Consider the following 24605-nt stretch of genomic DNA (forward strand, 5'->3'; position numbering starts at 1 on the left):
AATCACAAGTAACTGTTTTTCAACAAGTTTCTATCTGCATCACCGCCGATGGATGTGCATTATAGACCATCTCATTCCCTTTGCAACCCCTTTTTATAGCATTTCATATCAAGCGGTCGTTTTTTACCCAAAAATGATAAAAATATTCATTTTTTATATAAACACGGTTGTAAAAGCAGCAATTTATCGAGCATTTTTTCGTTTTGATTCTTTTCTTGCCATCTTAAAGGTCGACAATCAATGTATTCACAATATCCACCTTCTCCTTGAAGACATTGATCATTCCAACTTAATTGATAACGAAAACTTCCTATGTATCCAGCAGCTAACCCAAATTTGTAATCACCACGACTTTCACCATAGAGTTCAAAAATAACTTTTCCATTTTTTTTACATTGCCAAGAAAACTCTCGTGGTAAATACATTTCTCGCCCATGCGGTGTTTCAACTTTTGGATAAACCCGGTGGATGTGGAAATTAACATCTTCGGTAAACGTGACGGGCGGCTTTCCTAGTTCTTGAATATCTAAACGTGAAAATAGAATGATATTCCACTGATTTCTTATTTGAGAAAGTGTAACTTGAGTTGTTTCATTCAAATTAATAATTTGGCAGGTATAAAAACATAAAGATAAAAAAGGTAAATGTAAGGCTCGAGCATGTTTAAATCGGCCTAATCCATTGACCTCATATTTCTGACCTTTATATAAAATCTCACCTTCACAGTGGCACAAAATAGACCAGTAGTCAGATATTCCCCACTGCAATGCTGATGAATTCGAAATGTCGGAAGGAGTTTGGACGATTAAATCACAACTCATTTCAGAATCGATTCGTCTAAGCTGAACTCTTGGGATTTGCCACTCAATAAGATCAGTTTTATCGAATTGATACCGACTAGGATTAAGCTGACATTGGCGTCGAATGGAATAAGTTTTTAAGTGCCCTACACTATGTAAGCTATTGCTAACTAGTACGGTTGCTGTATCAACTGCAGAAGTCACAATACCATTTGCGTTATAGCAAAGAGGGATTCTAGGCTGTCCGATTAGACTAATGTAATTAAAGTAACGAAGTGGTGCAGGCAGGTTAGGAAGAATTAAACCTTGATAGACAACTTTAAAAAAACCTCTGGCGGGCTGATAGACAACTCCCCCATTTGAGTTGAGGCTCAGTTGCTGTAATTGATTTTTTTCACTTATCAACTTAGGCATACTGAACCTCATCTAATTTTATGTTTTGATGGTCTCGTTATTTTTTTTAGCTAAAAGTGTGGTAACAAAACCTGATAGAGCATAGATGATTGATACAATCAAAATACCCATTGGAATATTATAAGTGATTGCTGCAAAAATCAGTACTACTGGCAACATAACTACAAAAGGAACACGCTTACGATCCATTTGCTTAAATGAATAATATTTAATATTAGAAATCATAAGTAGTCCTACAACCACCATGATGACCGCGTTAATGGTTTGAATAGCAATATCGCGTAAATCAAAAATGAACGGATAATCACGAGCTACCCATACGAGTGAAATAATGATAATCGCGGCGAGTGGACTAGCAATACCAATAAAATAGCGCTTATCAACCACTCCAATCTGAACATTAAATCGTGCTAAACGGAACGCGGCACAAGCGGTATAAACAAAACAGCATGCCAAACCGATACGGCCTAAGTCATGTAGACTCCAGCTATACATTAGCATTGCTGGCGCTACACCAAATGCTAACAAATCTGATAAAGAGTCATATTGCTCACCAAAAGCACTTTGGGCACCAATAGCTCTGGCAACACGCCCATCTAACCCATCAAATAATGCTGCAAGAAAAATGGCATAAATCGCTTGAGCAAATTCGCCATTCATACTTGCAATAATGGAATAGAAACCAGACAACAAAGCGGCTGTCGTGATTAAGTTAGGCCAAAGGTAAATACCTCTGCGCTTCACTTTTTGTCCTTCCGGATTATCTTCTTCTTCAACCACTTCGAACGTAATCCCATCAAAAGAATGTTCATTATGAGTTAAATCTTGCTCTGGTTTAGGCGCATTTGTCATTATTTTCTATTCCAAACATGTGCATTGATTTAGATTAATTATTACTCACCCACTAACCAGCGTACAGCGGCATGACCACCTGTTTCTTGCATACGTAAGTGAGGGAATAACCATTGTAGGGCTTGATCTGCTTGTTCGGAGAACTGCCAAGGTGGATTAATTACTAATAATCCACAACCATTCAAACCTACAGGTGTGTCATCTGGCCAAACACAAATTTCACAGATTAATTGACGGCGAATTCCAATTTTAAACATTTTCTTTTCAAAACGTTCAATCATTGCGCGATCTTTAATTGGATACCAAACCGCGAAGACACCTGTTGGCCATTTTTTATAAGCGCTTTGTAAAAGTTCAACCAATTGCGGGAAATCCTTACGCTCTAATTCGTAAGGCGGATCAATCATCACTAAACCGCGCTTTTCCTTTGGTGGAATTACGGCAAGCAAGCCTTCATATGCATCACGCTCATGCAAGCCCGCACGTTTATCATGAATGTTATGGCGTAATTGCTGAAATACATCACGCTGCATTTCAAATATTGTAGCCTTATCAATTTCACGCATACCTTGCAAAGCAAACCACGGAGAGCCCGGATAACTTCCCTTACCTTCTTGAGCACGTAATTCTTCTACAAGTTTTAGGTATTGCTGGATGGCTTCAGGAGCTTGGCGCTTTTCCATGTCAGAAAGCTGTACAAGACGATGAATACCTGTTAGGAATTCTCCTGACTTTTGTGCAGGTGCCTGAGATAGATCATATTTTCCTGCACCTCCATGCGTATCGATATAACGATAAGGTTTATCTTTAGCATTTAAACGGTTGAGAAGCTGTAGCAAAAGCACATGCTTCATAACATCTGCAAAGTTGCCCGCATGGAAATGGTGACGGTAATTCATGTTGACTTTAATTCCTCAATTCAACGATTAGTTTAACATGAAAAAAATATTCTTTCGTAAGGTTGTGATCATCTAAAATAAGGCTGCTTGATTTTCTTACGATCGATATGAGGTTATATGCGCTCTCAACCGCTTCCTGACTGCTGGAATCTGGACCAGATTTTAGATGACTTAAATGCTCATGGTTTCGCAATTGTGAACCAAGCTTATTCTGCTGAATATCATACTCAAGTTGCCAAAGAGTGTAGCCATCACTTTGATGAGTTTCGAGAAGCGGGTATTCAAAATGGTGTGGTGAGTACGATCCGAAGCGATCATATTTTATGGATTAACGAATCTCTTCCTGTTGCTGAGCAGCATGTAGAAACATTATCTTCATTTTGCCAGCATCTAAATCAAGCTTTCTTTTTAGGGATTAAAGAAGTAGAAGCACATTTTGCCTGTTATAACCCGGGTGAATTCTACGCATTACATCGAGATAACCCTCAGCAAAAAAATGATCGTATTATGTCTACCGTTTATTATTTACACCCTGAATGGCAAGATGACTGGGGTGGCCAATTACGCTTACAAGATAAAAACAATATTTGGCACATTATTACACCAGAGCCTAATCGCTTAGTTATATTCCAGAGCAATTTGCTTCATGAGGTTTTAGTTTCTAAACAGCAGCGCCTCTCTATTACTGCTTGGCTTCGTAGCGGAAACTCAATTTGGGTTTAAAAGAAAGCTCTTTAAATTTCTTAAATGGACCCGATATAAAAGATATTGATTAAAAAGGCGAAGGCGTATGTCTATTGAAACAAAAGCGATTGTGTCCAGAATTGGTGAAACAGACCAACTCTATTTAACTGAGAATACGCCCGAGCTTGCTTTGGAGCGTGCAGAATTACGTATGCAGCTCGTTACGTTAAGCCGTGTTCGCCAAGAACAAATTCACTTCTTGCAAGAAGCCATTGTTTTGCTGGAACAAGCTCGTATGGAATATGAAGAAATGCCAATGAGTTTGTATTTAAACCTATCGCTGCATTTAGCTAAAGCTTATATGCTTTATTTTGAGTTAAATAAGGAAAAACGCTTTGCGCTGATTGCTCAGCAAATTTTGAAACCTCTAGCTCATCATCAACATGGCGATATATATTTCTTCTTGGCTTATGCGTCAGCAGCACAGCAAGAGTCTGCACTAACTCGTCATTGGCTCACAAAATATTTATCAACCGCTCAATGTGATCTTGAGTTGCTTCATGAACATCCTATATTCAATCCAGTACGTCATGAACCATGGTATAAAAATTTAATTAAGTTAAGAACTCATTAACTTATTAGTAAAAAAGGCTTGTTAACTATAACAGGCCTTTTTTATTAGTTATTTTTTTACACTATCTTCATGTAATTGCTCATTCAGCTCATCAATAACTACAATCCATTCATCATCTTTTTCCCAATGACTTTTTAAAAAATCACTTTGGCCTTGGGACCAGAAAGAGGCCTCATGTAACTTCTGTTCAGCCGGCAATTGATGCGTTCTGATAAAATTTTCAATACTTGCATCATCAGAATCTAAACCCAATTGCTCAAATAAAAGTTGTAATGTCGGTTGTTGTTCAAACATTGTTATTCTCCCATGGCTTCTTTTCAATAATCTAACAACAATAGATGTGAGTTGCATATCTATGCCTATATTTTCTTGTTGTTTTTTGTTTGTTCTTATTAAATTTCACATATAAAAAAGCACCCTACAAGAGAGTGCTTTCCAACTCATCAAACTGATGAATTATTTTACCATGTCAGCAATTGCTGCACGTTCTTCTTCAAGCTCGTTTAGAGTGAAGTTGATACGCTCACGGCTGAATTCATCGATTTCTAAACCTTGAACGATTTTGTATTCACCGTTTTCAGTTGTTACAGGGAAACCGAACATAACGCCTTCAGGAATACCATAAGAACCGTCAGAAGGAACACCCATAGTTACCCATTTGCCGTTTGTACCAAGTGCCCAATCACGCATATGGTCGATTGCAGCGTTAGCAGCAGAAGCAGCAGAAGACAAACCACGCGCTTCGATAATCGCAGCACCACGTTTACCAACAGTTGGAAGGAATACGTCTTTGTTCCAAGCTGGATCGTTGATCTTGTCTTTTAAGCTTTCACCATTTGCAGTTGCAAAACGATAGTCAGCATACATAGTTGGAGAGTGGTTACCCCAAACTGTTAATTTTTCGATGTCAGCTACAGCAACACCAGCTTTTTGAGCAACTTGAGTCAACGCACGGTTGTGGTCAAGACGCAACATTGCTGTGAAGTTTTTCGCTGGAAGATCTGGAGCAGATTTCATCGCGATGTAAGCATTCGTGTTTGCAGGGTTACCTACAACTAATACTTTAACGTCACGGCTAGCAACTTCGTTTAATGCTTTACCTTGGCCAATGAAGATTTCGCCGTTAACTTTTAACAAGTCAGCACGTTCCATACCAGGACCACGTGGACGAGAACCTACCAATAACGCATAGTCAGCATCTTTAAATGCAACTTTAGGATCATCAGTCCCGATCATGCCAGCCAATAAAGGGAAAGCACAGTCATCAAGTTCCATCATTACGCCTTTAAGCGCTTGTTGTGCTTTTTCAACTGGAACTTCAAGCAATTGTAAAATAACAGGTTGATCTTTACCTAGCATTTCACCGCTTGCGATACGGAATAATAAGCTGTAACCAATTTGACCTGCAGCGCCAGTCACGGCAACACGAACGGGTTGCTTCATGTAATTGTCTCCAATGAGTGTCCTTAATCGGGTTAAGTAGCGATTCTACTTAACCAAATCATCATAAACGGCAAAGATTGTACTCTAAAGAAGTGGCAGATGCATGTAAAAGCGACTCATTTTCACCAAAAGTCTGATAGAAAATACAAATTAACCTTTACAAATAGATTCAATGTATGGTCAGCATTTTTTTATGAAATGATCATTGCTCTTAATAACTGCCTTTAATGGTAATTTCACTAGGGCAATTAGAGACAACGTGATTTGAGCATTGCTTATATTGACCATTTACCGTGTAACAAACTTTAACTTCTGTTAGTACGACATCAGAGCGTGAGAGCTGACAAGTGAAGCGAATACCATTTTGAGGTAAGCTCGGATTAAGCTTGGTAAATTGTTGACGTAATGTAGATTGCTGCATTTCCACATTAGTAGAGCTGGTTAGATTAGCAGGTATTTTTAAACGTTCAGCAAAGTTAATAATCGTACGGAAATATTGACTTGCATTCATAGGCACACAGCCACCCACACTTCTCCAGAGTTGCACACGAGCATTATTGTCTGGCATCACCCGAGCGACCACCTTAGCTTGCAGTGGTGACAGTGTAGCTGAGCTTTGTGTTGAACAGTCAGTTCTGGTGGTTTCAGGCATTAAACCAGTAATCGTAAGCGAATATCCTTCAAGACATTTACGCTGCTTTTGTTTAGAAGGATCTAGCGCACAAACAGCAGGCGTCATCTGTACATGCATAACATAACCTTGCACGTTAACAGGTTCCGCATGTAAAACAGAACTCAACAAACCAACGCTTGCACAGATGATCCACCATGCAAGTTGCGATATTGATTGAAGTCCTAGGTCTCTATATTTCATTTAATTAAAACTTGGTTATGCCAATTAAAAGAATGTTCCATCATTCATCATCTAAAACTAAGGTGATGATCGCGTTGGAATGACTTTCATACGTTGTATTAATGATTGAGCACCTTGACCTAATATCACTCCATAATGCGTCGCATTCGTCATGACATGCTTGACATAATCTCTGGTCTCAAGCAATGGAATGGTTTCTGTATATTGATCAGCCTCAATCGGTTGATAATCAGGTTGCCAACGTCTTGCCCGATTCGGCCCAGCATTATAACCCGCCGTTGCTAAAACAGGGTTATTACTTAATTGCCCTTGAATCATCGATAAATAAAATGTCCCATAACGAATATTGGTGTTCATTTCACTTAACGCTGCCGGATTATATGTTTCACCCATCTGGCGAGCAATCAACTTTGCCGTATCCGGCATAATTTGCATAAGTCCACCAGCACCTACATGAGAGCGTGCCGAGGTAACAAACCGGCTTTCTTGACGCATTAAACCATAAGCCCAAGCAGGATCAATTCCAGCATTGTAACTATGGCTTACGACATTGGTCTTATGCGGGGTCACATAACGATACGTATCATTATGTTTATTCGTTGTACGATCTGCCGCATAAATCGCGCGGTCATACCATCCCATATCATGAGCACGTTTTGCCGCCGCTAATAGTAATCCATCATCATGCTGAAGATATGCTTGACGAACAGCCCAGTTCCACTCTCGGTTGGTATAGGTTGGATTGGCATTAATTCGTCTTAAAGTAAATGCACGATTAAAGTGAATATTTTGATCTAAACGGCGTAAATCACTTGCAGTTGGCTCATCATTATACGGCTGATGATTATATCGTACGCCTAAACGGTCTTTTGCAAGAAGGTTGTGATAATCATCCCCACTTTCAGCTAATTTTTTATAAATACGGTGTGCCGTGTTTTTAGAATTACTATCGCCACGTTGCTCTGTCGCACGCGCTAACCAATATTGCCAGCGATCTTCTTGTTTTTGTGAAACTGACATACTATCAATTGCACGAATTAAACTTTCCCATGCACTAAAACGAATAGCTTGTCGTGCATAAATTTCAGCTTCTTCAGGACTTAACGGATAGCCATAACTTGCGTCAAAATATTGAAGGACTTCACGGTTAAAGTTGTTTTTCATTACCGTAGTTCCACCAATATAGGCTACGGTTCGATAGAGATACTTTTGCACGCTCTCTGGAGTGCCTTGCGCTACTCGCTGTACATTTGCAAAAGCATTTCCTAAATCATTATTTGCTAAACGGCCTAGTGCAAAAATTAAATAGGCGTAATCTACGTCATTGGTTTTTGGTGCTGACCACAAGTAATTCAGTGGATTCGCCTGAATCTGATTGAGCTGAGCTAAAGATAAGTTCACCCCCAATGTCTGTGCTGTAGCAAGCGCCTGTCCAGATAAACCTGCACGTAACTGTACCCACAGGCGCTGCTGCTTGTCTTGTGTACTCATTAATGGACTAGACAGCATCATACGGCCGAGTCCAATACATGATTCTGGTTGCGATTCAGTGGCTAACCATACATCTTTATATTCAGCAAAAACTAACGCATCACCACTTTTAGCTCTCACCTGCGCTAAAGCACAATTCTCGGCCTGATCAGGATTCGAAACATAAGGCAAGATTGGTTGTGCAGACGCAAAGTCAGCTTGTTTAACTTTTTCTTCGACATAATCCGCGGCCAGCTTTTCTGCCATAGCAGACTGTGGATAGCGCTGTGCGAAGCTTACAATTGATGTCGGAGATTGAAAGCCTAAATTCGTGTTTAATTTCCAATATTCAGGATAGTAGCCCAACACATCATTTTGCATTGCAAGCTGATATTGATCTAACAATGCAGTATTACCACTATTGGCGGCATTTAGTGCATCGTTAAATTGTTCTTCTGCGGCATAAGATAATGAACAACCAAGTAAACACACAGCTCCTAACCAGCTACGATGTGCATATTTATTTTTCATCACACGACTCTTGTTTGATGAGCTCTTTTTACCTGGTCTCATAAATGCGTTAAATCCTGACTATCCACCTTTAGGCATAGTTTAATTATTCTTCATGCTTTCTTTTGTTGTGTTATGTAACTATCTGATTCAACATCATTAAAATTCATGTCATTTGTCTCCATAAATCATGTGTAGCTTATGGGAGTTTATTGTTATCTGTTCTGCTCAAAATACTGCTATAATGATTGGTTTGACCCGTTTTGGGTCATTTTATTATTTAACTAGATCGATCTGTTAGGAGCCTGCATGACGGTTCAAACCTTCATTCCCAATGGTGCCAAAGCTGCCTCAGAAAACACTGTTACCCAGCCAACGCACACCACTGATGTTTCAATAAAGAAACTATATATTGAAACTCAAGGGTGTCAGATGAATGAGTATGACAGTCACCGTATGGCAGACCTTTTGGGGGATTCTCATGGTTATGTGTTAACGAATAACCCTAACGAAGCAGACATTCTGCTCATGAATACTTGCTCTATCCGTGAAAAAGCACAAGAGAAAGTATTTAGTGAATTAGGTCGTTGGCGTAAACTAAAAGAACAAAATCCTGATCTTGTTATTGGTGTGGGTGGATGTGTTGCTTCTCAAGAAGGTGACAATATTCAAAAACGTGCACCTTATGTCGACATGATTTTTGGTCCACAAACCTTACACCGTTTACCGCAAATGCTTGATCAACATCACGCACAAGTGGAAAAGCCGAAAAAAGAAAAAATTAAGCTCGTTGATATTTCATTCCCTGATATTGAAAAATTCGACTTCTTACCTGAACCACGCGTAGAAGGTTTTAAAGCATTCGTTTCTATTATGGAAGGTTGCTCTAAATACTGCTCTTTCTGTGTTGTTCCATACACTCGTGGTGAAGAAGTTTCACGTCCACTTGATGATGTTCTTGCAGAAATCGCAGGTCTTGCTGAAAAAGGTGTCCGTGAAATCAGCTTACTTGGTCAAAATGTGAACGGATATCGTGGTGAAACATTCGAAGGCGGCATTTGTACCTTCCCTGAATTGTTACGACTCGTTGCAGAAATTCCAGGTATTGGCCGTTTACGTTATACAACTTCACATCCACTTGAGTTCTCTGATGAACTTATTCAGTGTTATGAAGATTTACCTCAAATGGTTTCACACTTACATTTGCCAGTACAAAGTGGATCTAATGATGTACTCAAAGCAATGAAGCGAAATCACACGATTGATGTATACATCGATAAGATTGCCAAGTTACGCAAAATACGCCCTGATATGCATTTATCGAGCGATTTTATCATTGGTTTCCCTGGTGAAACAGATGAAAATTTTGCAGAAACATTGCAATTTATCAAAGACTTAGACTTTGATCATTCTTATAGCTTTGTTTACTCAAAACGCCCAGGTACACCAGCATCTGACTTACCAGATACAACCCCTGAACACGTTAAAAAAGAACGTTTGGCACAAGTTCAACAAGTCATTAAGCAATCTAGCATTGAAAAAACTGACGCAATGCTTGGCAAAATTGAACGTGTACTTATTGAAAAAGTATCTGATCAAGACCCTAATATTTTAGTAGGTACAGCAGACAATACACGTTTAGTGACTTTTGTAGGCGATGCATCGTGGATTGGTCGTTTTGCAGAGATTGAGATTACTGAAATTAAAACTTTAAATTTAGTTTACGGTGAACTCTTGAATCTTGAGCCTGACGTGGCGTAATGTAGAGGTATTCTAAAGTCTACTGAAAGGTTTTCTCTTGACTGCAGCGATTCGACGTACCGTAACATTTCCTGAAATTTCAATGGAACGTTTAAAGAGCATCTTGGGTGCCTATAATGGGCACCTTAAGCAAATTGAACAGCGTTTAGATGTCAAAATTACTCATCGTGGAGATGTTTTTTACATAGATGGTGAGATAGATGCTGTTGGGAGAGCCGAAGCGTTATTGCAACGACTCTACGAAGAAACAGAGGCGTCCCAACAAATCAGTGCTGACCTGTTACACCTCTTGATTCAATCTTCGCAAACTGAACGAAACTTCGAACTAGTTGGCGAAGAAATGGATGAGCATGATGCGCCCATGGATGTCTATTTCCAGACTCGAAAAGGTCGCATTAATCCACGTGGTGCCAATCAAAAACGCTATGTACAACGTATTTTACAAAGCGATATTTCTTTTGGTGTAGGCCCTGCTGGTACAGGTAAAACTTATTTAGCAGTTGCTGCCGCAGTGGACATGTTAGAGCGTAATGAAATCCAGCGAATTTTACTTGTCCGCCCTGCGGTAGAGGCAGGAGAAAAGCTCGGTTTCTTACCTGGTGATTTAACCCAGAAAATCGACCCATATCTACGTCCTCTTTACGATGCCCTCTACGAAATGCTGGGCTTCGAAAAAGTTGCCAAGTTAATCGAACGTCAAGTGATTGAAGTTGCACCACTTGCTTATATGCGTGGTCGTACTCTTAACCATTCATTTGTGATTTTGGATGAAGCTCAAAACACTACACCAGAACAAATGAAAATGTTCTTGACCCGTTTAGGTTTTGGCTCTCGTGCAGTGATTACAGGTGACATTACCCAAGTAGATTTACCTCGAGGCCAACAATCTGGTTTGGCACACGCTCTTCGCGTACTTGAGAACATTAAAGAAATTCATATTACCCGTTTCCATTCCCGCGATGTAGTACGCCATCAACTTGTTCAAAAAATTGTTGAAGCTTATGAGGGTTGGGATGGTGAACAACAGCGTCTTAATGCTGAAGCACGTGCTGAACGTAAAGCACGCCAAGAAGCATTAATTGCTGAAAACGATACAGCAGCAGACTTGCAACATCAGGATGCTTAAGGATTCATTTTGAAAATCAGTTTAAGTTTACAACAAGACTTTCAATCCCCTGAGTTAGAGCTCAAACGAGCTCAACTCAAAAAAATTATTGAGACAACTTTACGCCACGTTGGCTATAAAGAAGATTGCGAAATTGGTATCGCATGTGTTGATTTGGAAGAAAGCCATCAACTTAACTTGCAATATCGAGAGAAAGATAAGCCAACTAACGTTCTATCGTTTCCAAGTGATATTCCTGAAGAAGTTTTACCAATGCTCGACGCATTACCGTTGGGTGATTTAGTAATTTGTATTCCAGTGGTATTACAAGAGGCTTTGGAACAAAAGAAAACCGCACAAAATCATTTTGCGCATCTTTTAGTTCATGGGGTTCTACATTTACTTGGTTATGACCATGAAACAAGTGATGAGGATGCTGAAGAAATGGAAGGTTTAGAGATCGAAATCTTAGCTAAACTCAATATTGCCAACCCATATCAGGAATAATCAAATTCCCTCACACGATTAAGAACGCAGTCAGCTTCTTAATACATTTTAAAAATGTGGATATCCTAAAAGTTATCCACATTTTTTCATTAATGAACTTCAAATTCAGCTTCAGCTGGATCAAAACGCCATGTACGAATGATACGAAGCTCTGAAATATCTTTCATATTTGCATCAAAACGGCCAAACGGCGCTCCACGCCGTACCGATGCCTTTGCTGCTTCATCTAGAACTGGATGACCTGAGCTTTCAAGCAAACGAATTGCACGAATTCCCCCTTGAGCATTCAAAATTACCATAAGGCGAACTTCACCTTTTAACTGTTGCTGTTTCGCTTCTTCTGGATAATAACGGTTGCCATAAAGCTCTACTTTTTCACGAAATTTATCTAGATAAGCTGCCGACGCATCTTTCTTGGCTTGAATACCATCTACTGTTTTTATTTTTTGTTGGCGACTAAAATCTTGCTGACGTTGTAAATACTGAGCTTCAAGACTCGCTACCATGGCAGCTTTTGCCTGAAACTGACTTTGTAATTGTTCAAGTGCTTTTTTTCTTTGGCTCTCCTCTGCTTGTTTCTGCCAACTCAATACAGTCATGAGTACTTTTTCTTCAAATTTAAGTTCTCTTTGTTGCTGCACTTTTTCTAAAGTTTCTAGCTGAGCTTCTCCTGTTGAAGCATCACTTGGCATAGGCGCTGGAGAGTTACTCGACATCCGATGAGCTTCCCGAAAAGCCCCTGAACCTTGTTGATCGGCTTGAGCTAAAAAGTCTGCATGCTTGATCACATCTTCAGTAGGACGAATCGATATTGCAATTTCTTTAGTCGATTGTTCTGACGGCGCAGGCATCGCAAAATGGATGAGCAACACAAAAATATGCAGTAAGATTGCTAATATTATTGCAGCGATAAAGACTCGGTCTTGCCACCAATAATAAAAAGGCTCTATGGATAGACTTCTTTTTTTCAACATAATCTTAAAAGCATATAGATGCCTTTTCCCCACGGTATTACCGAATAAAACATAAACTGATATTCAAATATGGATAAAAGTGTGATTCACTTCAAATATTGATATTTATCCATTTTCATTTTGTCAAAATGTATCAATTAAATTTGTTACACTGCAATATCAAAACCTGTTTTTTATCATAATAAAGATTGTGTGGATTCTTTAGTAAATCATCTTCTGGAAGTTCTTTTATGCAAACGCTATTTTCCTCATTAGTCAAACGTCTTCATAAAGTCTACCGAAAAGCTGAAGCCTTCATTGAGGAAGAAAGAGATTTTACATTATCGCAAACTTTTCTAAATGCGACCTTAGAACGCTACGTGACTAATAATGTCGAGTTTTTAGATGATTTACATGCAGATCTTTATCATGACTGGTTAAGACTCTATGCCACAATGCATGTTAAAGGTTTAGAGACCACTTTGTCGGTCGACTTAAAACTTATCCAGATGGAATTTAATAAAGAACAACAACTTATTGTTTTTGAGCAAATTAGTAACACGCAAATTGTAGAAGCTAAATATAAAAATTTCTGGCAAAAAATTGCTGTAAAAGCGGCTATTTTTTACTATCACAAAATTCTAAAAAAAGATCCATTAGGCATGATTCTGGAGCGATTTGATGTAGCCCAAGAAAAAGATGACCTGATCTTCTTAGACCTTAACCGTTGGTTTGCTAAAAAGGCCAGTATTATTGAAACTTTAGGCAAGGTTCATATCAACTATGCACGAGTACGTGAAGCAGAATTAGTTGTCTTTGGTAATGTTAATCTCGCTGCTTTACTTTTCCGTGATCAAGATGATGACTCTGAGGATGAACTTGGAGACACTGAAATTACGCCAATACAGCAAAAAGATGTATAACAACGGTATGAACTAAAGAAATACACTGTTAAAAAACACAAAGAGATTACATATTTAGCATAAATCCTGATTTTTTCTCCATGATCAACAGGCATAATATGCAAAAGTCATAGATGCATCAGCACTGACCTATCAGTCTGTACAAGGATATTTACTTATGGCAACAAAATTTCTGAAATCATTCAGCATCGCAACTGGTATTTCGACAACTTTGCTTATCGCAGGTTTCTCTAGCCATGCACTTGCCATGAGCCCATTTCAGGCAAATTATCAGTTTACCTACAATAATAAAGGTATGGGTTCAGCGACACGTGCATTGAGTCAACAAGGCAATAATTGGACTTATCAATTCACAGCAAAAGCAGGTGGAATCGCTTCTGCAAGTGAAACAAGTAAATTTAGTTTTGCAAACGGTAAAATTGGTTCACAAAGCTTTAGTCGTACCAGTAAAATTTTGATCCATAACAACACAATGAGTATTAATTTTAATCCTGCTAATAAGACTATTAGCACGAAAAAAGACGATAAAGCGCGCTCATTTGCTTGGCAGGCAGGTGTGCTTGATGAGCTAAATGCAGAATTACAGATTCGTGAAGATTTAAAAAATGGTTCACTTAAATCGTCTTACCCTCTAGCCGATGCAAAAGAAGTTGAAAATCGTCGTTTTGTTAAACAAGGCAACGAGAAAATTAAGACCTCTTATGGCACATTCGATACCGTGAAAGTTGTTTTACAACATAAGAAACCTGAGCGCAGCACAATTTTCTGGCTAGCACCGAAATTAGACTACCTTCCAGTCAAGGTAAGTCATATTGATGGCAAAACATCTTATGGTTTGTTATTAACAAGTTATACAGGTAAAACGAATTAAAGCTTGCATTTTTTCGGATGCTTTTTAAAATACGCATTTGCTTTAAAAAGCATCCGTCTAGAGGATTCTCCCGTGCACGCACTAGAACAGAAAATCTTAACAGAAGGTATCGTTCTATCTGATCAAGTGTTGAAAGTCGACGCTTTCTTAAATCACCAAATTGACCCTGTACTCATGCAGCAGATTGGTAAAGAATTTGCCGCTCGCTTTAAAGATGCAGGGATTACCAAGATTATTACCATTGAAGCTTCAGGTATTGCGCCAGCAATCATGGCAGGTTTAGAACTTGGTGTACCTGTGATTTTTGCTCGTAAATATCAATCGCTTACTTTAAAAGACGATTTATACCGCGCTAAAGTGTTTAGTTTCACTAAACAGACAGAAAGTACCATTGCTATTTCAAATAAGCACATCAACTCAAGCGACAAAGCCTTAGTAATTGATGACTTCTTAGCAAATGGTCAAGCTGCGCTTGGTTTGATTGACTTAATTCATCAAGCAAATGCAGAAGTTGTAGGTGTGGGTATTGTGATTGAAAAATCATTCCAACCAGGCCGTGATTTATTACTTGAAAAAGGTTACCGCGTTGAGTCATTAGCGCGTGTTCAATCACTTGCTGATGGCACAGTAACTTTTGTAAAAGAATAAAATGGTTTAAATAAAAAAGAGCGGAAACCCGCTCTTTTTTATTTCCATAAATTTAAGAATGAAGTTTTTTTACGATTTCGCCTAAACGCTTCCCTTGAGCTTCACATAAAATTTTTTCATCTTGGCTTAAACTTTGATCATGTCTTGGACCGCTCACGTGGCTTGCGCCATAGGGAGTCCCACCTGTTTTAGTATTCGACAAAGCCGGAATAGAGTTTGGTAATCCTAAAATCATCATACCGTGATGAAATAAAGGAGGTAACATTGTTAATAACGTACTTTCTTGCCCACCATGCATTGAACCAGAAGAAGTAAAAACGCATGCTGGCTTATTATGTAAAGCACCATTTAACCAAAGGCTTGTAGTCTGATCCCAAAAATATTTCATTTCGCTTGCCATATTACCAAAGCGAGTTGGAGACCCTAGCGCTAAGCCTGCACAATTGGCCAGTTCCTCTAAAGTACAATAAATATCACCTTCTTCAGGAATGCTTGGCTCAGCTTCTGTTACCACTGTTGCAATATTAGGTACTGTGCGAATTTTTACATTCACACCTGCCGATTCAACACCATTCGCAATAAGGTGCGCCATTTCTTTAGTTGAACCATATTTACTGTAATAAAGCACAAGAATGTAAGGTTGCATCGGTTTCACGAATTTTGTTAAAAAGAACACTATACGGTATTTTTTGTTTTTTTGGCGTAGCCAATTTTATGAAATTCTAGAGGTGATTGATTTTTAAGGGCACAGTAACAAATATCGGTAAAAGCTTTTTACTACCTTTTGTTACGATGATACATACAGAACTTTCAGAATACTTTTTTATTCTTTAGGTTAAAGTTTACCCACATCAACGATAGTGTTCTCAACCGAATACACTGGTGAATATCAATCACCCACATCATGATTAAAAAAATCGGGATAGATGACGCATGTTAGAACGTTTTTTGAAGAAGCTTCCTTTTTATAACAAGACCTGGTTTCAATTTATTTTATTCGTAATTAAGCGTTTTGAAGCGGATCGTTGCCGTGAACAAGCCGGCTCCCTCACCTATACGACTCTTTTTGCCGTTGTACCTATGTTAACGGTATTTTTAGTTATTATTTCTTCAATTAAGGCATTGGAACCTGCCAGACAACAGTTACAGCACTTAATCTACAGTAATTTTTTACCTAAAAGTACGATTGCTTTTGATAAAGCTCTTAATGCTTTTACCGAAAAGTCCAGTAATTTAACTGTAATTGGTGTGCTATTCCTCTTTGTCACAACAGTTTTAATGCTTACTTCAATTGAAACCGTTTTTAACCGAATATGGCGAGTAAAAGAAACCCGTAGCGGTATTGTAGGCTTTATGCGTTACTGGACCATTATTTCGCTTGGTCCAATTATTTTAGGTAGTGCATTTGTTATTTCATCAACTGTTGCTTCCATGAATTTATTGAGCAATAACTTCACAGGTTATCAACTTGATGGCGCCTTTTTACTCTGGCTTATTTCTTTTGTTCTCACAATTTTAGGTTTTTTTATTTTATATTGGACTATTCCCAACCGCACAGTTCCCCTATATGCAGCAGCAATTGCTGCATGCTTAAGTGCTGCATTATTTGAGACACTCAAAAATTTATTTAGCTTTGTTATGTCAAATTTCACCAGTTATGAAATCATATATGGTGCGTTTGCAGCAGTACCTATTTTCCTATTATGGGTCTTCTTATCTTGGAATATTGTATTGCTTGGTGTCGAGGTAAGTTTTGCTCTTACCGCTTTTCATTCAGGCAAAGAGCAAAAAAGACATCCGGTTTTAATGCTACTCGACATTTTGGAATTGTTCTATAAAAAGCAAAAACTTGGTGAAAGCGTAAGTGATAAAGAAGCATTAGAAATTTTAGGTCGTGGTGAAGTTGGTCGCTGGCCTGCTTATGTTCTCTTACTAGAAGAGCAAAATCTGGTTAAACGTACCGATAAAGATGAATATGTTTTGGTCCGCAATTTATCTCAAGTCGACTTTTGGAGCTTCTTCACTGCACTGCCTTATCCATTACCTTTACGTCAGGATGTATCAAATGTTCATGATGATGACGAATGGATGGAAAAAATTGGTCCAGCTTTAGTAGAGTCTAATGATTATTTAGCTGCAAAGCTCTCTATTCCACTTTCAACAATTTTTGAAGAGAAATAATACTCAACTAAAGTCAGGGCTTAGCTGCTTTTAGCTTTGCCCTGCTTTAGACTCATGATGACAATTCCTGACAACACTAAAATACTTCCAAAAATAAATTTAATTTCTAGTTTTTCCTCTAATAATAAAATACTAAATAACACACCAAATAACGGGGTTAAAAAAGAAAATACCCCTAATCGTGATGCAAGATAATTTCTTAATAACCAAAACCATAATAGTAAACTTGCAAAAGATACGATTAAAGTTTGAAAGCTTAAGCTTAAGATCGTTAAAGTGGTGAAATGAATTGTTGTTTGATTTGTTAAAAAAGCAATTAATAAGAGTAGAACAAAACAGCCAAATAGTTGATAAAACAATGTTTGAGTTGCCGGCGCTTGAGCTAAAGGAGATAAACGAACAATAATTGTACTGAGTGCCCATGCAAGCCCAGCCATAAGTGCATATAAATCGCCTAACAAAACTTGTGCTAGAGCTGGCGCATTTGTAGCTGTGGTTGTTGGGTAAAATGTAAGAATGATCCCCATAAAAGCCAGAACAATACCACCCCATTGCGCTCGATTCAGACGTTCAGTAGGAAATTTCCAATGGAGCCCTAATGCAACAAAAATTGGAGCGGTATACAGTAAAACTACTGTATGAGAGGTAGAGGTAAACTTTAAGGCTTGGGTGACGAAATAAAATTCTAATGAAAAAAATAAAGCAACAAGAGCGCCAGCTTTGCATTGTCTATAAGAAAATAGATGAATCGAATGATCTCGCCACAATAAAGGTAAAACTAGAACAGCAGATAAGCCGGAACGTAAAGCAATTTGCATAATCGGCGAAATATCTGGTGCTGCTATTTTCAGAACCACCTGTTGCAGCCCTAAGACCATACATAAAAGCACCATTAAAGCCGAAGCTCTAGTATCCAGATTTTTGCGCTCTTCCATTTAGCACCTTTATTTATAGCGAAAAATCTGACTATAGAACTGTCTTATTTAGATGATATAGTGAAAAACAGACAAGACATAAGTAATTTCAGGCAATTTTCAAAGATGAAAAAATCAGCTCAACGTGTGCAGGATTTTCAGGAAATTCCGGCTCATAACGCAATTCCTGATTTGCTTTGGTTCCGTGTTCGTAATGCACCCGCAGAAACAGTTTATCCTCAACATGCGCATGCATGGGGTGAGTTTATTTATGCGTTTAGTGGTGTACTCGAAGTTAATATTGATCAAATTAATTATTTAACCCCGCCACCTTATGGTATTTGGCTTCCTCCTTATACCAAACACAGTGGTATTAACCGCAACGAAGTGACTCATGCAACTTTATATGTTCATGAAAGTCTGTGCCAAAAGTTACCGCAGAAAGCTGGTATATTATTAACTTCCTCACTTGTACCTGCTTTACTCGAACACTTGAGGAAAAACCCACAAGATGAAACCCAAGTCGAATATATACGCCTACTCCAAGTTTTATTAGATCAACTCATACAGGCTGAATTAGTGGGTAGTTATTTACCTACAACAGATCATCCAGCTTTAGCAAAAATTCTAAATGATTTACACCAATGCCCTGCCGATAACAGCACCTTGCAAGAATTAGCTGAACGAATAAATATGACTGAAAGAACGTTGGCACGTTACAGTCAAAAAGAGTTGGGAATGTCTTTACATGAATGGAGGCAACGATTAAAAGTAATGAAAGCAATGACCATGCTTAATCAAGGAAAAACCATAGAAAGTATCGCTTTTGATTTGGGCTATGCCAGCGCATCGGCATTTATTTATATGTTTAAACGTTGGATGGGTTTTACCCCAGACCAGTTCCGAAAGCTCTATCAATAAATTAATTTTGAGTATAATAAAAAACCCTATTATCCGTTTAATAATAGGGTTTAAAGTTTAATAACTTAAATAAAATTATGCTTTAACAAATGTTTCCCAAACAAAATCTTGAGTAGCACCTTTCAAAGTCATTTTTAGCTGATCGCCAGCATTTAATGGCCCTACACCTGCGGGTGTACCCGTCATAATGACATCGCCTGGCTCAAGTGAGAACACCTGATTAATATCTACTAAAAGATAAGCAATATTAAACATGAGCAAAGCGGTATTACCGTCTTGACGTAATTCATCATTAATATGGAAATTAAATCTAGTCTCTTCCCAGTTCGTGATTTCACTCACATCTACCCAGTCTGCAAGCACACACGAACCATCAAAAGCCTTTGCTCTTTCCCAAGGTTGGCCTTTATCTTTTAACTCATTTTGTAAGTCACGTAATGTTAAATCCAATCCTAAAGTCACTGCACCAATGGCCTGCAATACTTTTTGCGGATCAGTTTCTCCTTTCAGTGGCTGATCAATGCGTAAAACAAATTCGCATTCGAAATGACAACTACCCCATGCAGGATTCCATGAAATGCCTTCATCTAAACCAATCAAACTACTTGGTGGTTTGATAAATAACACCGGACGTCCTGGCATTGCATTGTTCAGTTCTTTTACATGATCAGCATAACTTCTGCCCACACAAACGATTTTTGAAGGACGTGTTTTCATGAAGCTTCCTTTATTGTTGCGGCTAATAATTCCAATAACTTATTTCTTAAATGTATTTTCAAATATAGTTTGATCTGAAGCCTGAGCAAATGCACGTTTCGGTACAATGATGACCGTTTTATTTTTAAGCTCAAGCATATAAGTCAGCTTGCCTTTAGCAAAAGTCTGCACTTCACTATACTGTACAGCTTGTTTACGCCCAGCAGCATAGAGCTCAAAATAATCTTGATATAAATCGATTCCTTGCTCGCTCTTACCAAATTGATAACGTACAAATTGACGTTTAAACATCATAGGTAAAAGCCAGTAGCGCATTAGACCTTGCATAACCAAGAAGAAAACGCCTAAAGCAACATAGTAGCGGCCAACACCTGAAAAGCCTAAATATAAGCCCCAAATAATAATTGCAATACTAATAACAGGTGTCAAAAACCGTGTGAATTGCTTCTTTCCGAATGTCACCAAGCCAAATCCGTCTTGAGACTCTTCTAAATTTAAATAATAACGTAAAGATAAAGCGCTTTTTTGCTCGGTCATCACAATGTATCAATATTGAATAAATCGAAACTATTAAAGCATATTCATCTACGCTTTAAAATGAATCAAAAGTGATTTTTTATTTTTGCTTTAACTGTAAAGCTTTTATTAGTACAAGCTACTTATGCGTTTCATATATAGAACGTAGATTCATATTTATAAGGCTTATTTCATATTTTTAAATTTATAGAATGCTTCTATTGTCTCTTTTCGTGGAATTCGTCATGTCTTTCTTTGCAAAACTATTTGGCTTCAAACAAAAAACAACAGCTCAAGAAGATGTGGCTTTGAAAGCTGCTCAAGAGCTAGAACCTTCAAATGAAACCTCTTTTATAGAACTCATTAAAAACCGCCGCTCTATTTATGCAATTGGCAATAACTTAAGCCAATCAAATGATGAGATTGAAAAGTTAATTCAAGAAGCAATAAGACACAGCCCTTCAGCTTTTAACTCTCAATCATCTCGCGCTGTGATCTTATTTGGACAATCACATCATAAATTCTGGAATACAGTTCTAGAAGTTTTAAAAACCATTATCCCAGCTGAAGCGGTATCTGGAACAGAACAAAAAATTCAAAGCTTTGCAGCAGGCGCAGGTACAGTTCTGTTTTATGAAGACCAGAGCGTTATTAAAAGCTTACAAGAGCAATTTGAACTTTATGCCGATAATTTTCCGATCTGGTCAGAACATTCATCAGCCATTGCTCAATTTGCAGTTTGGAATGTATTAGCTGAACAAAATATTGGTGCTTCATTGCAACACTACAATCCAATTATTGATGAGAAAATTAATACCTCATTTAATATTCCAGCAGAATGGAAACTAAGAGCTCAGCTAGTTTTTGGTTCTATTGAAGGCGCAGCAGGCGAAAAAGCTTTTATTGATGATGAAAGCCGCTTCAAAACATTCGGCTAATAAATAGCTTCGAATTTAGATTTTCTAAAGCTGGTTATCACAAGTACCAGCTTTCTTTATTAAAAAATTATAAAAAACAGGCACAAAAAAACCGCTATATATAGCGGTTAATTCTTCAAGTGGTGCGCTCAGAGAGATTCGAACTCCCGACCCCTTAGTTCGTAGCCAAGTGCTCTATCCAGCTGAGCTATGAGCGCGTACTTGATGGAGGGCATTATACGCAGTTTTTTCATTTTAGAAAGACATTTTTCATCTTTTTGTCATCAAGCGTCTAGTTCTTAGCCATAATGAAATATTTAAGTAGATTAGCTTCAAAAAAGTCGAGATGATTGCCTATAAAATGTATTTGAAATATTTTTTTTCAATTAAAGTTCTCTATTTCTCGTATCTAATTTGGGCATTTTGGCCAAATTGGCAAAAACAAAAGTCTAGTTTTTTAGTCAGGATTATATAAATAAAATATTTCTACTTATGCAAAAGTCTTTTTATAAATAAAATTAGTTAGCTTTAATATTCATAAAAAATAATAAAAAAATAAAGAAAAAATGTATTCATCTATAAAGAATATATTATAAAAAAAATTATTATTTTTATGTCTAAATCTAAAGAATAACTAATTGTCAAAATATTATAAGTATCAATTTATTTGAGTAGAAATATGCATTGACACTTTTTGAGATCTACACAATACTAATTTTTAATTATTGCGATACATATCTCAATAATTGCGTAACGCAATATATAAATACTTACTTAAAAATACATAAATACACAGGAAATAGACCACCATGTTCTTACTGAAAAATCTCGTCTCTTCAATATCAAAAGTTACTCAGGACCTGGGTAATATTGTATCGATAACCCCTGTAGTAAACACAGGTTCCTCTGTTAATGTAAATGTTTCTGATATCAACATTGCTAATGTTTCAACAACAGGCTTACTTTCTAATGTGATTTCAACTGTAACCGATACAGTTTCACATACAACCACAGACTTAGTTTCTAATGTAGTTGGTACCGTAACAGGTACTGTAGGGTCTACAAACCCAATTGATACTGTAACCAATATTATTGGCGGCGTAACGGGTGGCGTTACAGGCAACCCTCTTGAAGTTGTTACTGACATTATCGGCGGAGTAACGGGTGGTGTTGTGGGCGGAACTTCTCCAATCTCTCCAGTAATCGATGTTGTTCAAGGCGGCATTGATATTCTTCAAGGCGTTGAAAGCTTAAAAACTGAAATTATTAATACAGGCATTGAAACTGTAGCTGATGCAGTTATTGGTGTATTACCTCAAGCTGAGCATCCAGTTTCTGAAATTGCAGACCTTGGCACATTAACTTTTGAAACTTCTCGTGACACAGTCAATGGTGCTCTTGAAGTTGTTTCTGATTTAGTCGGTGGTGATATTCAAGGTGCGACTGAATCAGCGACCGGTATTCTCGATACGCTTATTACAAATGGCACAACTGCTACAGGTATTGTCACTGGTGTGGTTGGAAGTGTTACTGATGTTATTGGTGGCGTAACTGGTGGTGTTGATGGCAACCCACTTGAAGTGATTACAGATATTATTGGCGGTGTAACTGGTGGTGTTGGTGGTGATAACCCTCTTGGCGTAGTAACTGATATTATCGGCGGCGTAACCGGTGGCATTATTGGTGGCGGTACATCTCCTATTTCTCCAGTTATTGATGTTGTTCAAGGCGGTATCGATATTCTTCAAGGCGTTGAAAGCCTAAAAACTGAAATTATTAACACTGGTATTGATACAGTAGCCGACACTATTATTGGTATATTACCTCAAGCTGAGCATCCAGTTTCTGAAATTGCAGACCTTGGCACATTAACTTTCGAAACGTCTCGTGACACGGTCAATGGTGCTCTTGAAGTTGTTTCTGATTTAGTCGGTGGCGATATTCAAGGTGCTACTGAAAATGCAACTGGTATTCTAGGAACACTTATTCAGAATGGTTCAACAGCGACTGGTATTGTGACTGATATCCTTGGTGGCGTGACAGGTACTATCGGCGGCGTAACTGGCGGTATCGGCGGTGACAATCCTCTTGGCGTAGTAACTGACATTATCGGTGGTGTTACTGGCGGTATTGGCGGTGACAATCCGCTCGGTGTAGTAACTGACATCATCGGTGGTGTTACTGGCGGTATCGGCGGTGACAACCCTCTTGGCGTAGTAACTGATATTATCGGTGGTGTTACTGGTGGCATTATTGGTGGTGGAACATCTCCTATTTCTCCAGTAATCGATGTTGTTCAAGGCGGCATCGATATTCTTCAAGGCGTTGAAAGCCTAAAAACCGAAATTATTAACACTGGTATTGATACAGTTGCGGATACAATTATCGGTATCCTTCCACAAGCAGAACATCCAGTTTCTGAAATTGCAGACCTTGGCACATTAACTTTTGAAACGTCTCGTGACACGGTCAATGGTGCTCTTGAAATTGTGTCTGATTTAGTCGGTGGTGATATTCAAGGCGCTACTGAATCGGCTACCGGTATTCTCGATACGCTTATTACAAATGGTACAACTGCAACTGGTTTAGTAACTGAAATCATTGGCGGAGTAACAGGAACTATTGGTGGCGTAACTGGCGGAGATAGCCCACTAGGATTAGTAACTGATTTACTTGGTGGTTTAACTGGTAGCGTAGGCGGCGACAGTCCGCTTGGTGTAGTCACTGACCTTCTCGGCGGTTTAACTGGTAGCGTAGGTGGCGATAGTCCGCTTGGCGTAGTCACTGATCTGCTCGGCGGTTTAACTGGTGGTGTTACTGGCGGTACAGACAACCCTATCGGTATCGTAACGGATATCGTTGGAAGCTTAACGGGTGGGGTTACTGGTGAAGGCAGTTTAGATGTTATTTCTAATTTGCTAGGCGGATTAACTGGTGGTAGCTTACTCGGTGGTGTAACTTCTACAGTATCTAGCGTAACAAATACAACGCATACGATCGTACCGACATCATTACTTACTGATAACTTCCTAGAAAACTCATTCAATACTGTTTAATAATTACAAAGAAAGCCACTTTATATAAGTGGCTT

23 protein-coding genes, 1 tRNA gene and 1 pseudogene are annotated in these 24605 nt (G+C 38.4%); 12 read left to right on the forward strand and 13 right to left on the reverse strand.

Translation table 11 applies throughout. The features are described from left to right. Positions 1-103: 103 nt before the first annotated feature. The 3 genes and pseudogenes from MKL62_RS06940 to MKL62_RS06950 form a co-directional block, all read right to left on the reverse strand. Positions 104-1214 (reverse strand): annotated as a pseudogene (locus tag MKL62_RS06940) (DUF6670 family protein). An 18-nt stretch (positions 1215-1232) separates the two neighbouring features. Beyond that, entirely contained in the window at positions 1233-2066 is an 834-nt protein-coding gene (pssA, locus tag MKL62_RS06945; RefSeq protein ID WP_000180205.1) for a CDP-diacylglycerol--serine O-phosphatidyltransferase, read from the reverse strand. A gap of 41 nt (positions 2067-2107) precedes the next feature. Then, positions 2108-2965: a 23S rRNA (adenine(2030)-N(6))-methyltransferase RlmJ gene (locus tag MKL62_RS06950; RefSeq protein ID WP_005127907.1), complete on the reverse strand. Its 858-nt coding sequence runs from the start codon at positions 2963-2965 to the stop codon at positions 2108-2110. Positions 2966-3082: 117 nt separating this feature from the next. Between MKL62_RS06950 and MKL62_RS06955 the strand changes: the two genes are divergently transcribed. After that, positions 3083-3688, forward strand: coding sequence for a 2OG-Fe(II) oxygenase (locus tag MKL62_RS06955; RefSeq protein WP_001257515.1), 606 nt, complete (start codon positions 3083-3085; stop codon positions 3686-3688). A 67-nt stretch (positions 3689-3755) separates the two neighbouring features. Continuing rightward, positions 3756-4283 (forward strand): hypothetical protein, encoded by a 528-nt coding sequence (locus tag MKL62_RS06960; RefSeq protein ID WP_000021434.1) that lies wholly within the window; start codon positions 3756-3758, stop codon positions 4281-4283. 48 nt (positions 4284-4331) lie between these two features. Here MKL62_RS06960 and MKL62_RS06965 read toward each other — a convergent pair whose 3' ends face one another. From MKL62_RS06965 to MKL62_RS06980, 4 genes are all read right to left on the reverse strand, one after another. Continuing rightward, positions 4332-4577, reverse strand: a complete 246-nt coding sequence (locus MKL62_RS06965; protein WP_000462894.1) for a DUF2789 family protein — start codon at positions 4575-4577, stop codon at positions 4332-4334. 162 nt (positions 4578-4739) lie between these two features. Then, entirely contained in the window at positions 4740-5726 is a 987-nt protein-coding gene (locus tag MKL62_RS06970; RefSeq protein ID WP_005127906.1) for a malate dehydrogenase, read from the reverse strand. A 211-nt stretch (positions 5727-5937) separates the two neighbouring features. Then, positions 5938-6600, reverse strand: coding sequence for a ribonuclease T2 family protein (locus MKL62_RS06975; RefSeq protein ID WP_000877281.1), 663 nt, complete (start codon positions 6598-6600; stop codon positions 5938-5940). A 57-nt stretch (positions 6601-6657) separates the two neighbouring features. Next, positions 6658-8601 carry a lytic transglycosylase domain-containing protein gene (locus MKL62_RS06980; RefSeq protein ID WP_000792528.1) on the reverse strand — a complete coding sequence of 648 codons (1944 nt, stop codon included), beginning with the start codon at positions 8599-8601 and terminating at the stop codon, positions 6658-6660. Between the two features lie 288 nt (positions 8602-8889). Between MKL62_RS06980 and miaB the strand changes: the two genes are divergently transcribed. The 3 genes from miaB to ybeY are packed head-to-tail and all read left to right on the forward strand — an operon-like array spanning position 8890 to position 11953. Next, the gene (gene miaB, locus MKL62_RS06985) at positions 8890-10341 is read left to right on the forward strand and encodes a tRNA (N6-isopentenyl adenosine(37)-C2)-methylthiotransferase MiaB (protein ID WP_000218140.1); all 1452 of its coding nucleotides are present in this window, start codon (positions 8890-8892) and stop codon (positions 10339-10341) included. Positions 10342-10378: 37 nt separating this feature from the next. Beyond that, entirely contained in the window at positions 10379-11467 is a 1089-nt protein-coding gene (locus MKL62_RS06990) for a PhoH family protein (protein ID WP_000122983.1), read from the forward strand. 9 nt (positions 11468-11476) lie between these two features. Then, the gene (gene ybeY / locus MKL62_RS06995; RefSeq protein ID WP_000703571.1) at positions 11477-11953 is read left to right on the forward strand and encodes an rRNA maturation RNase YbeY; all 477 of its coding nucleotides are present in this window, start codon (positions 11477-11479) and stop codon (positions 11951-11953) included. An 89-nt stretch (positions 11954-12042) separates the two neighbouring features. Here ybeY and MKL62_RS07000 read toward each other — a convergent pair whose 3' ends face one another. Next, positions 12043-12927 carry an energy transducer TonB gene (locus tag MKL62_RS07000; protein WP_000914774.1) on the reverse strand — a complete coding sequence of 295 codons (885 nt, stop codon included), beginning with the start codon at positions 12925-12927 and terminating at the stop codon, positions 12043-12045. Between the two features lie 230 nt (positions 12928-13157). On the opposite strand from MKL62_RS07000, the gene MKL62_RS07005 reads away from it, so the two are divergent. From MKL62_RS07005 to MKL62_RS07015, 3 genes are all read left to right on the forward strand, one after another. Then, positions 13158-13829: a hypothetical protein gene (locus tag MKL62_RS07005; RefSeq protein WP_001193958.1), complete on the forward strand. Its 672-nt coding sequence runs from the start codon at positions 13158-13160 to the stop codon at positions 13827-13829. Positions 13830-13986: 157 nt separating this feature from the next. Continuing rightward, positions 13987-14700, forward strand: a complete 714-nt coding sequence (locus MKL62_RS07010) for a DUF3108 domain-containing protein (protein WP_000201542.1) — start codon at positions 13987-13989, stop codon at positions 14698-14700. Between the two features lie 72 nt (positions 14701-14772). Continuing rightward, positions 14773-15348 carry a xanthine phosphoribosyltransferase gene (locus MKL62_RS07015; protein WP_000543071.1) on the forward strand — a complete coding sequence of 192 codons (576 nt, stop codon included), beginning with the start codon at positions 14773-14775 and terminating at the stop codon, positions 15346-15348. A gap of 52 nt (positions 15349-15400) precedes the next feature. Here the strand turns inward: MKL62_RS07015 and wrbA are convergent, their stop codons facing one another. Beyond that, complete coding sequence (gene wrbA / locus MKL62_RS07020; RefSeq protein ID WP_001183355.1) at positions 15401-15994, reverse strand: NAD(P)H:quinone oxidoreductase; 594 nt, start codon at positions 15992-15994, stop codon at positions 15401-15403. A 287-nt stretch (positions 15995-16281) separates the two neighbouring features. Between wrbA and MKL62_RS07025 the strand changes: the two genes are divergently transcribed. Beyond that, complete coding sequence (locus tag MKL62_RS07025; protein WP_000893466.1) at positions 16282-17529, forward strand: YihY family inner membrane protein; 1248 nt, start codon at positions 16282-16284, stop codon at positions 17527-17529. A gap of 20 nt (positions 17530-17549) precedes the next feature. On the opposite strand, the gene MKL62_RS07030 is transcribed toward MKL62_RS07025, so the two are convergent. Then, positions 17550-18464 (reverse strand): DMT family transporter, encoded by a 915-nt coding sequence (locus MKL62_RS07030; RefSeq protein ID WP_000392680.1) that lies wholly within the window; start codon positions 18462-18464, stop codon positions 17550-17552. 105 nt (positions 18465-18569) lie between these two features. On the opposite strand from MKL62_RS07030, the gene MKL62_RS07035 reads away from it, so the two are divergent. After that, positions 18570-19364 (forward strand): helix-turn-helix domain-containing protein, encoded by a 795-nt coding sequence (locus MKL62_RS07035; RefSeq protein WP_000747866.1) that lies wholly within the window; start codon positions 18570-18572, stop codon positions 19362-19364. A gap of 75 nt (positions 19365-19439) precedes the next feature. Here the strand turns inward: MKL62_RS07035 and MKL62_RS07040 are convergent, their stop codons facing one another. Together MKL62_RS07040 and MKL62_RS07045 are read right to left on the reverse strand one after the other, a co-directional pair. Beyond that, the gene (locus MKL62_RS07040) at positions 19440-20081 is read right to left on the reverse strand and encodes a fumarylacetoacetate hydrolase family protein (protein WP_000857682.1); all 642 of its coding nucleotides are present in this window, start codon (positions 20079-20081) and stop codon (positions 19440-19442) included. Between the two features lie 39 nt (positions 20082-20120). Next, the gene (locus MKL62_RS07045; RefSeq protein WP_000139385.1) at positions 20121-20618 is read right to left on the reverse strand and encodes a YcxB family protein; all 498 of its coding nucleotides are present in this window, start codon (positions 20616-20618) and stop codon (positions 20121-20123) included. Positions 20619-20842: 224 nt separating this feature from the next. Between MKL62_RS07045 and MKL62_RS07050 the strand changes: the two genes are divergently transcribed. Next, positions 20843-21535 (forward strand): nitroreductase family protein, encoded by a 693-nt coding sequence (locus MKL62_RS07050; RefSeq protein ID WP_000007412.1) that lies wholly within the window; start codon positions 20843-20845, stop codon positions 21533-21535. Positions 21536-21655: 120 nt separating this feature from the next. Here MKL62_RS07050 and MKL62_RS07055 read toward each other — a convergent pair. Then, a tRNA-Arg gene (locus tag MKL62_RS07055) sits at positions 21656-21732 on the reverse strand. Positions 21733-22323: 591 nt separating this feature from the next. On the opposite strand from MKL62_RS07055, the gene MKL62_RS07060 reads away from it, so the two are divergent. Then, on the forward strand, positions 22324-24570 hold the full coding sequence (locus MKL62_RS07060; RefSeq protein ID WP_000479318.1) for a beta strand repeat-containing protein: 2247 nt from the start codon (positions 22324-22326) through the stop codon (positions 24568-24570). Positions 24571-24605 lie beyond the last annotated feature (35 nt).

The organism is Acinetobacter sp. AOR01_HL, assembly GCF_027855455.1.
GTDB classification, from domain to species: domain Bacteria; phylum Pseudomonadota; class Gammaproteobacteria; order Pseudomonadales; family Moraxellaceae; genus Acinetobacter; species Acinetobacter baumannii.

Coding starts and splice junctions, on each gene's coding strand:
- MKL62_RS07005 (WP_001193958.1), top strand. CDS start 13,158: ATGCAAACGCTATTTTCCTCATTAGTCAAACGTCTTCATAAAGTCTAC.
- miaB (WP_000218140.1), top strand. CDS start 8,890: ATGACGGTTCAAACCTTCATTCCCAATGGTGCCAAAGCTGCCTCAGAA.
- MKL62_RS07030 (WP_000392680.1), bottom strand. CDS start 18,464: ATGGAAGAGCGCAAAAATCTGGATACTAGAGCTTCGGCTTTAATGGTG.
- MKL62_RS07000 (WP_000914774.1), bottom strand. CDS start 12,927: ATGTTGAAAAAAAGAAGTCTATCCATAGAGCCTTTTTATTATTGGTGG.
- MKL62_RS06970 (WP_005127906.1), bottom strand. CDS start 5,726: ATGAAGCAACCCGTTCGTGTTGCCGTGACTGGCGCTGCAGGTCAAATT.
- MKL62_RS07025 (WP_000893466.1), top strand. CDS start 16,282: ATGTTAGAACGTTTTTTGAAGAAGCTTCCTTTTTATAACAAGACCTGG.
- MKL62_RS06950 (WP_005127907.1), bottom strand. CDS start 2,965: ATGAATTACCGTCACCATTTCCATGCGGGCAACTTTGCAGATGTTATG.
- MKL62_RS06975 (WP_000877281.1), bottom strand. CDS start 6,600: ATGAAATATAGAGACCTAGGACTTCAATCAATATCGCAACTTGCATGG.
- MKL62_RS07060 (WP_000479318.1), top strand. CDS start 22,324: ATGTTCTTACTGAAAAATCTCGTCTCTTCAATATCAAAAGTTACTCAG.
- MKL62_RS06955 (WP_001257515.1), top strand. CDS start 3,083: ATGCGCTCTCAACCGCTTCCTGACTGCTGGAATCTGGACCAGATTTTA.
- MKL62_RS07040 (WP_000857682.1), bottom strand. CDS start 20,081: ATGAAAACACGTCCTTCAAAAATCGTTTGTGTGGGCAGAAGTTATGCT.
- pssA (WP_000180205.1), bottom strand. CDS start 2,066: ATGACAAATGCGCCTAAACCAGAGCAAGATTTAACTCATAATGAACAT.
- MKL62_RS07050 (WP_000007412.1), top strand. CDS start 20,843: ATGTCTTTCTTTGCAAAACTATTTGGCTTCAAACAAAAAACAACAGCT.
- MKL62_RS06980 (WP_000792528.1), bottom strand. CDS start 8,601: ATGAAAAATAAATATGCACATCGTAGCTGGTTAGGAGCTGTGTGTTTA.
- MKL62_RS07010 (WP_000201542.1), top strand. CDS start 13,987: ATGGCAACAAAATTTCTGAAATCATTCAGCATCGCAACTGGTATTTCG.
- MKL62_RS06965 (WP_000462894.1), bottom strand. CDS start 4,577: ATGTTTGAACAACAACCGACATTACAACTTTTATTTGAGCAATTGGGT.
- MKL62_RS07045 (WP_000139385.1), bottom strand. CDS start 20,618: ATGACCGAGCAAAAAAGCGCTTTATCTTTACGTTATTATTTAAATTTA.
- MKL62_RS07035 (WP_000747866.1), top strand. CDS start 18,570: ATGAAAAAATCAGCTCAACGTGTGCAGGATTTTCAGGAAATTCCGGCT.
- MKL62_RS06960 (WP_000021434.1), top strand. CDS start 3,756: ATGTCTATTGAAACAAAAGCGATTGTGTCCAGAATTGGTGAAACAGAC.
- wrbA (WP_001183355.1), bottom strand. CDS start 15,994: ATGCAACCTTACATTCTTGTGCTTTATTACAGTAAATATGGTTCAACT.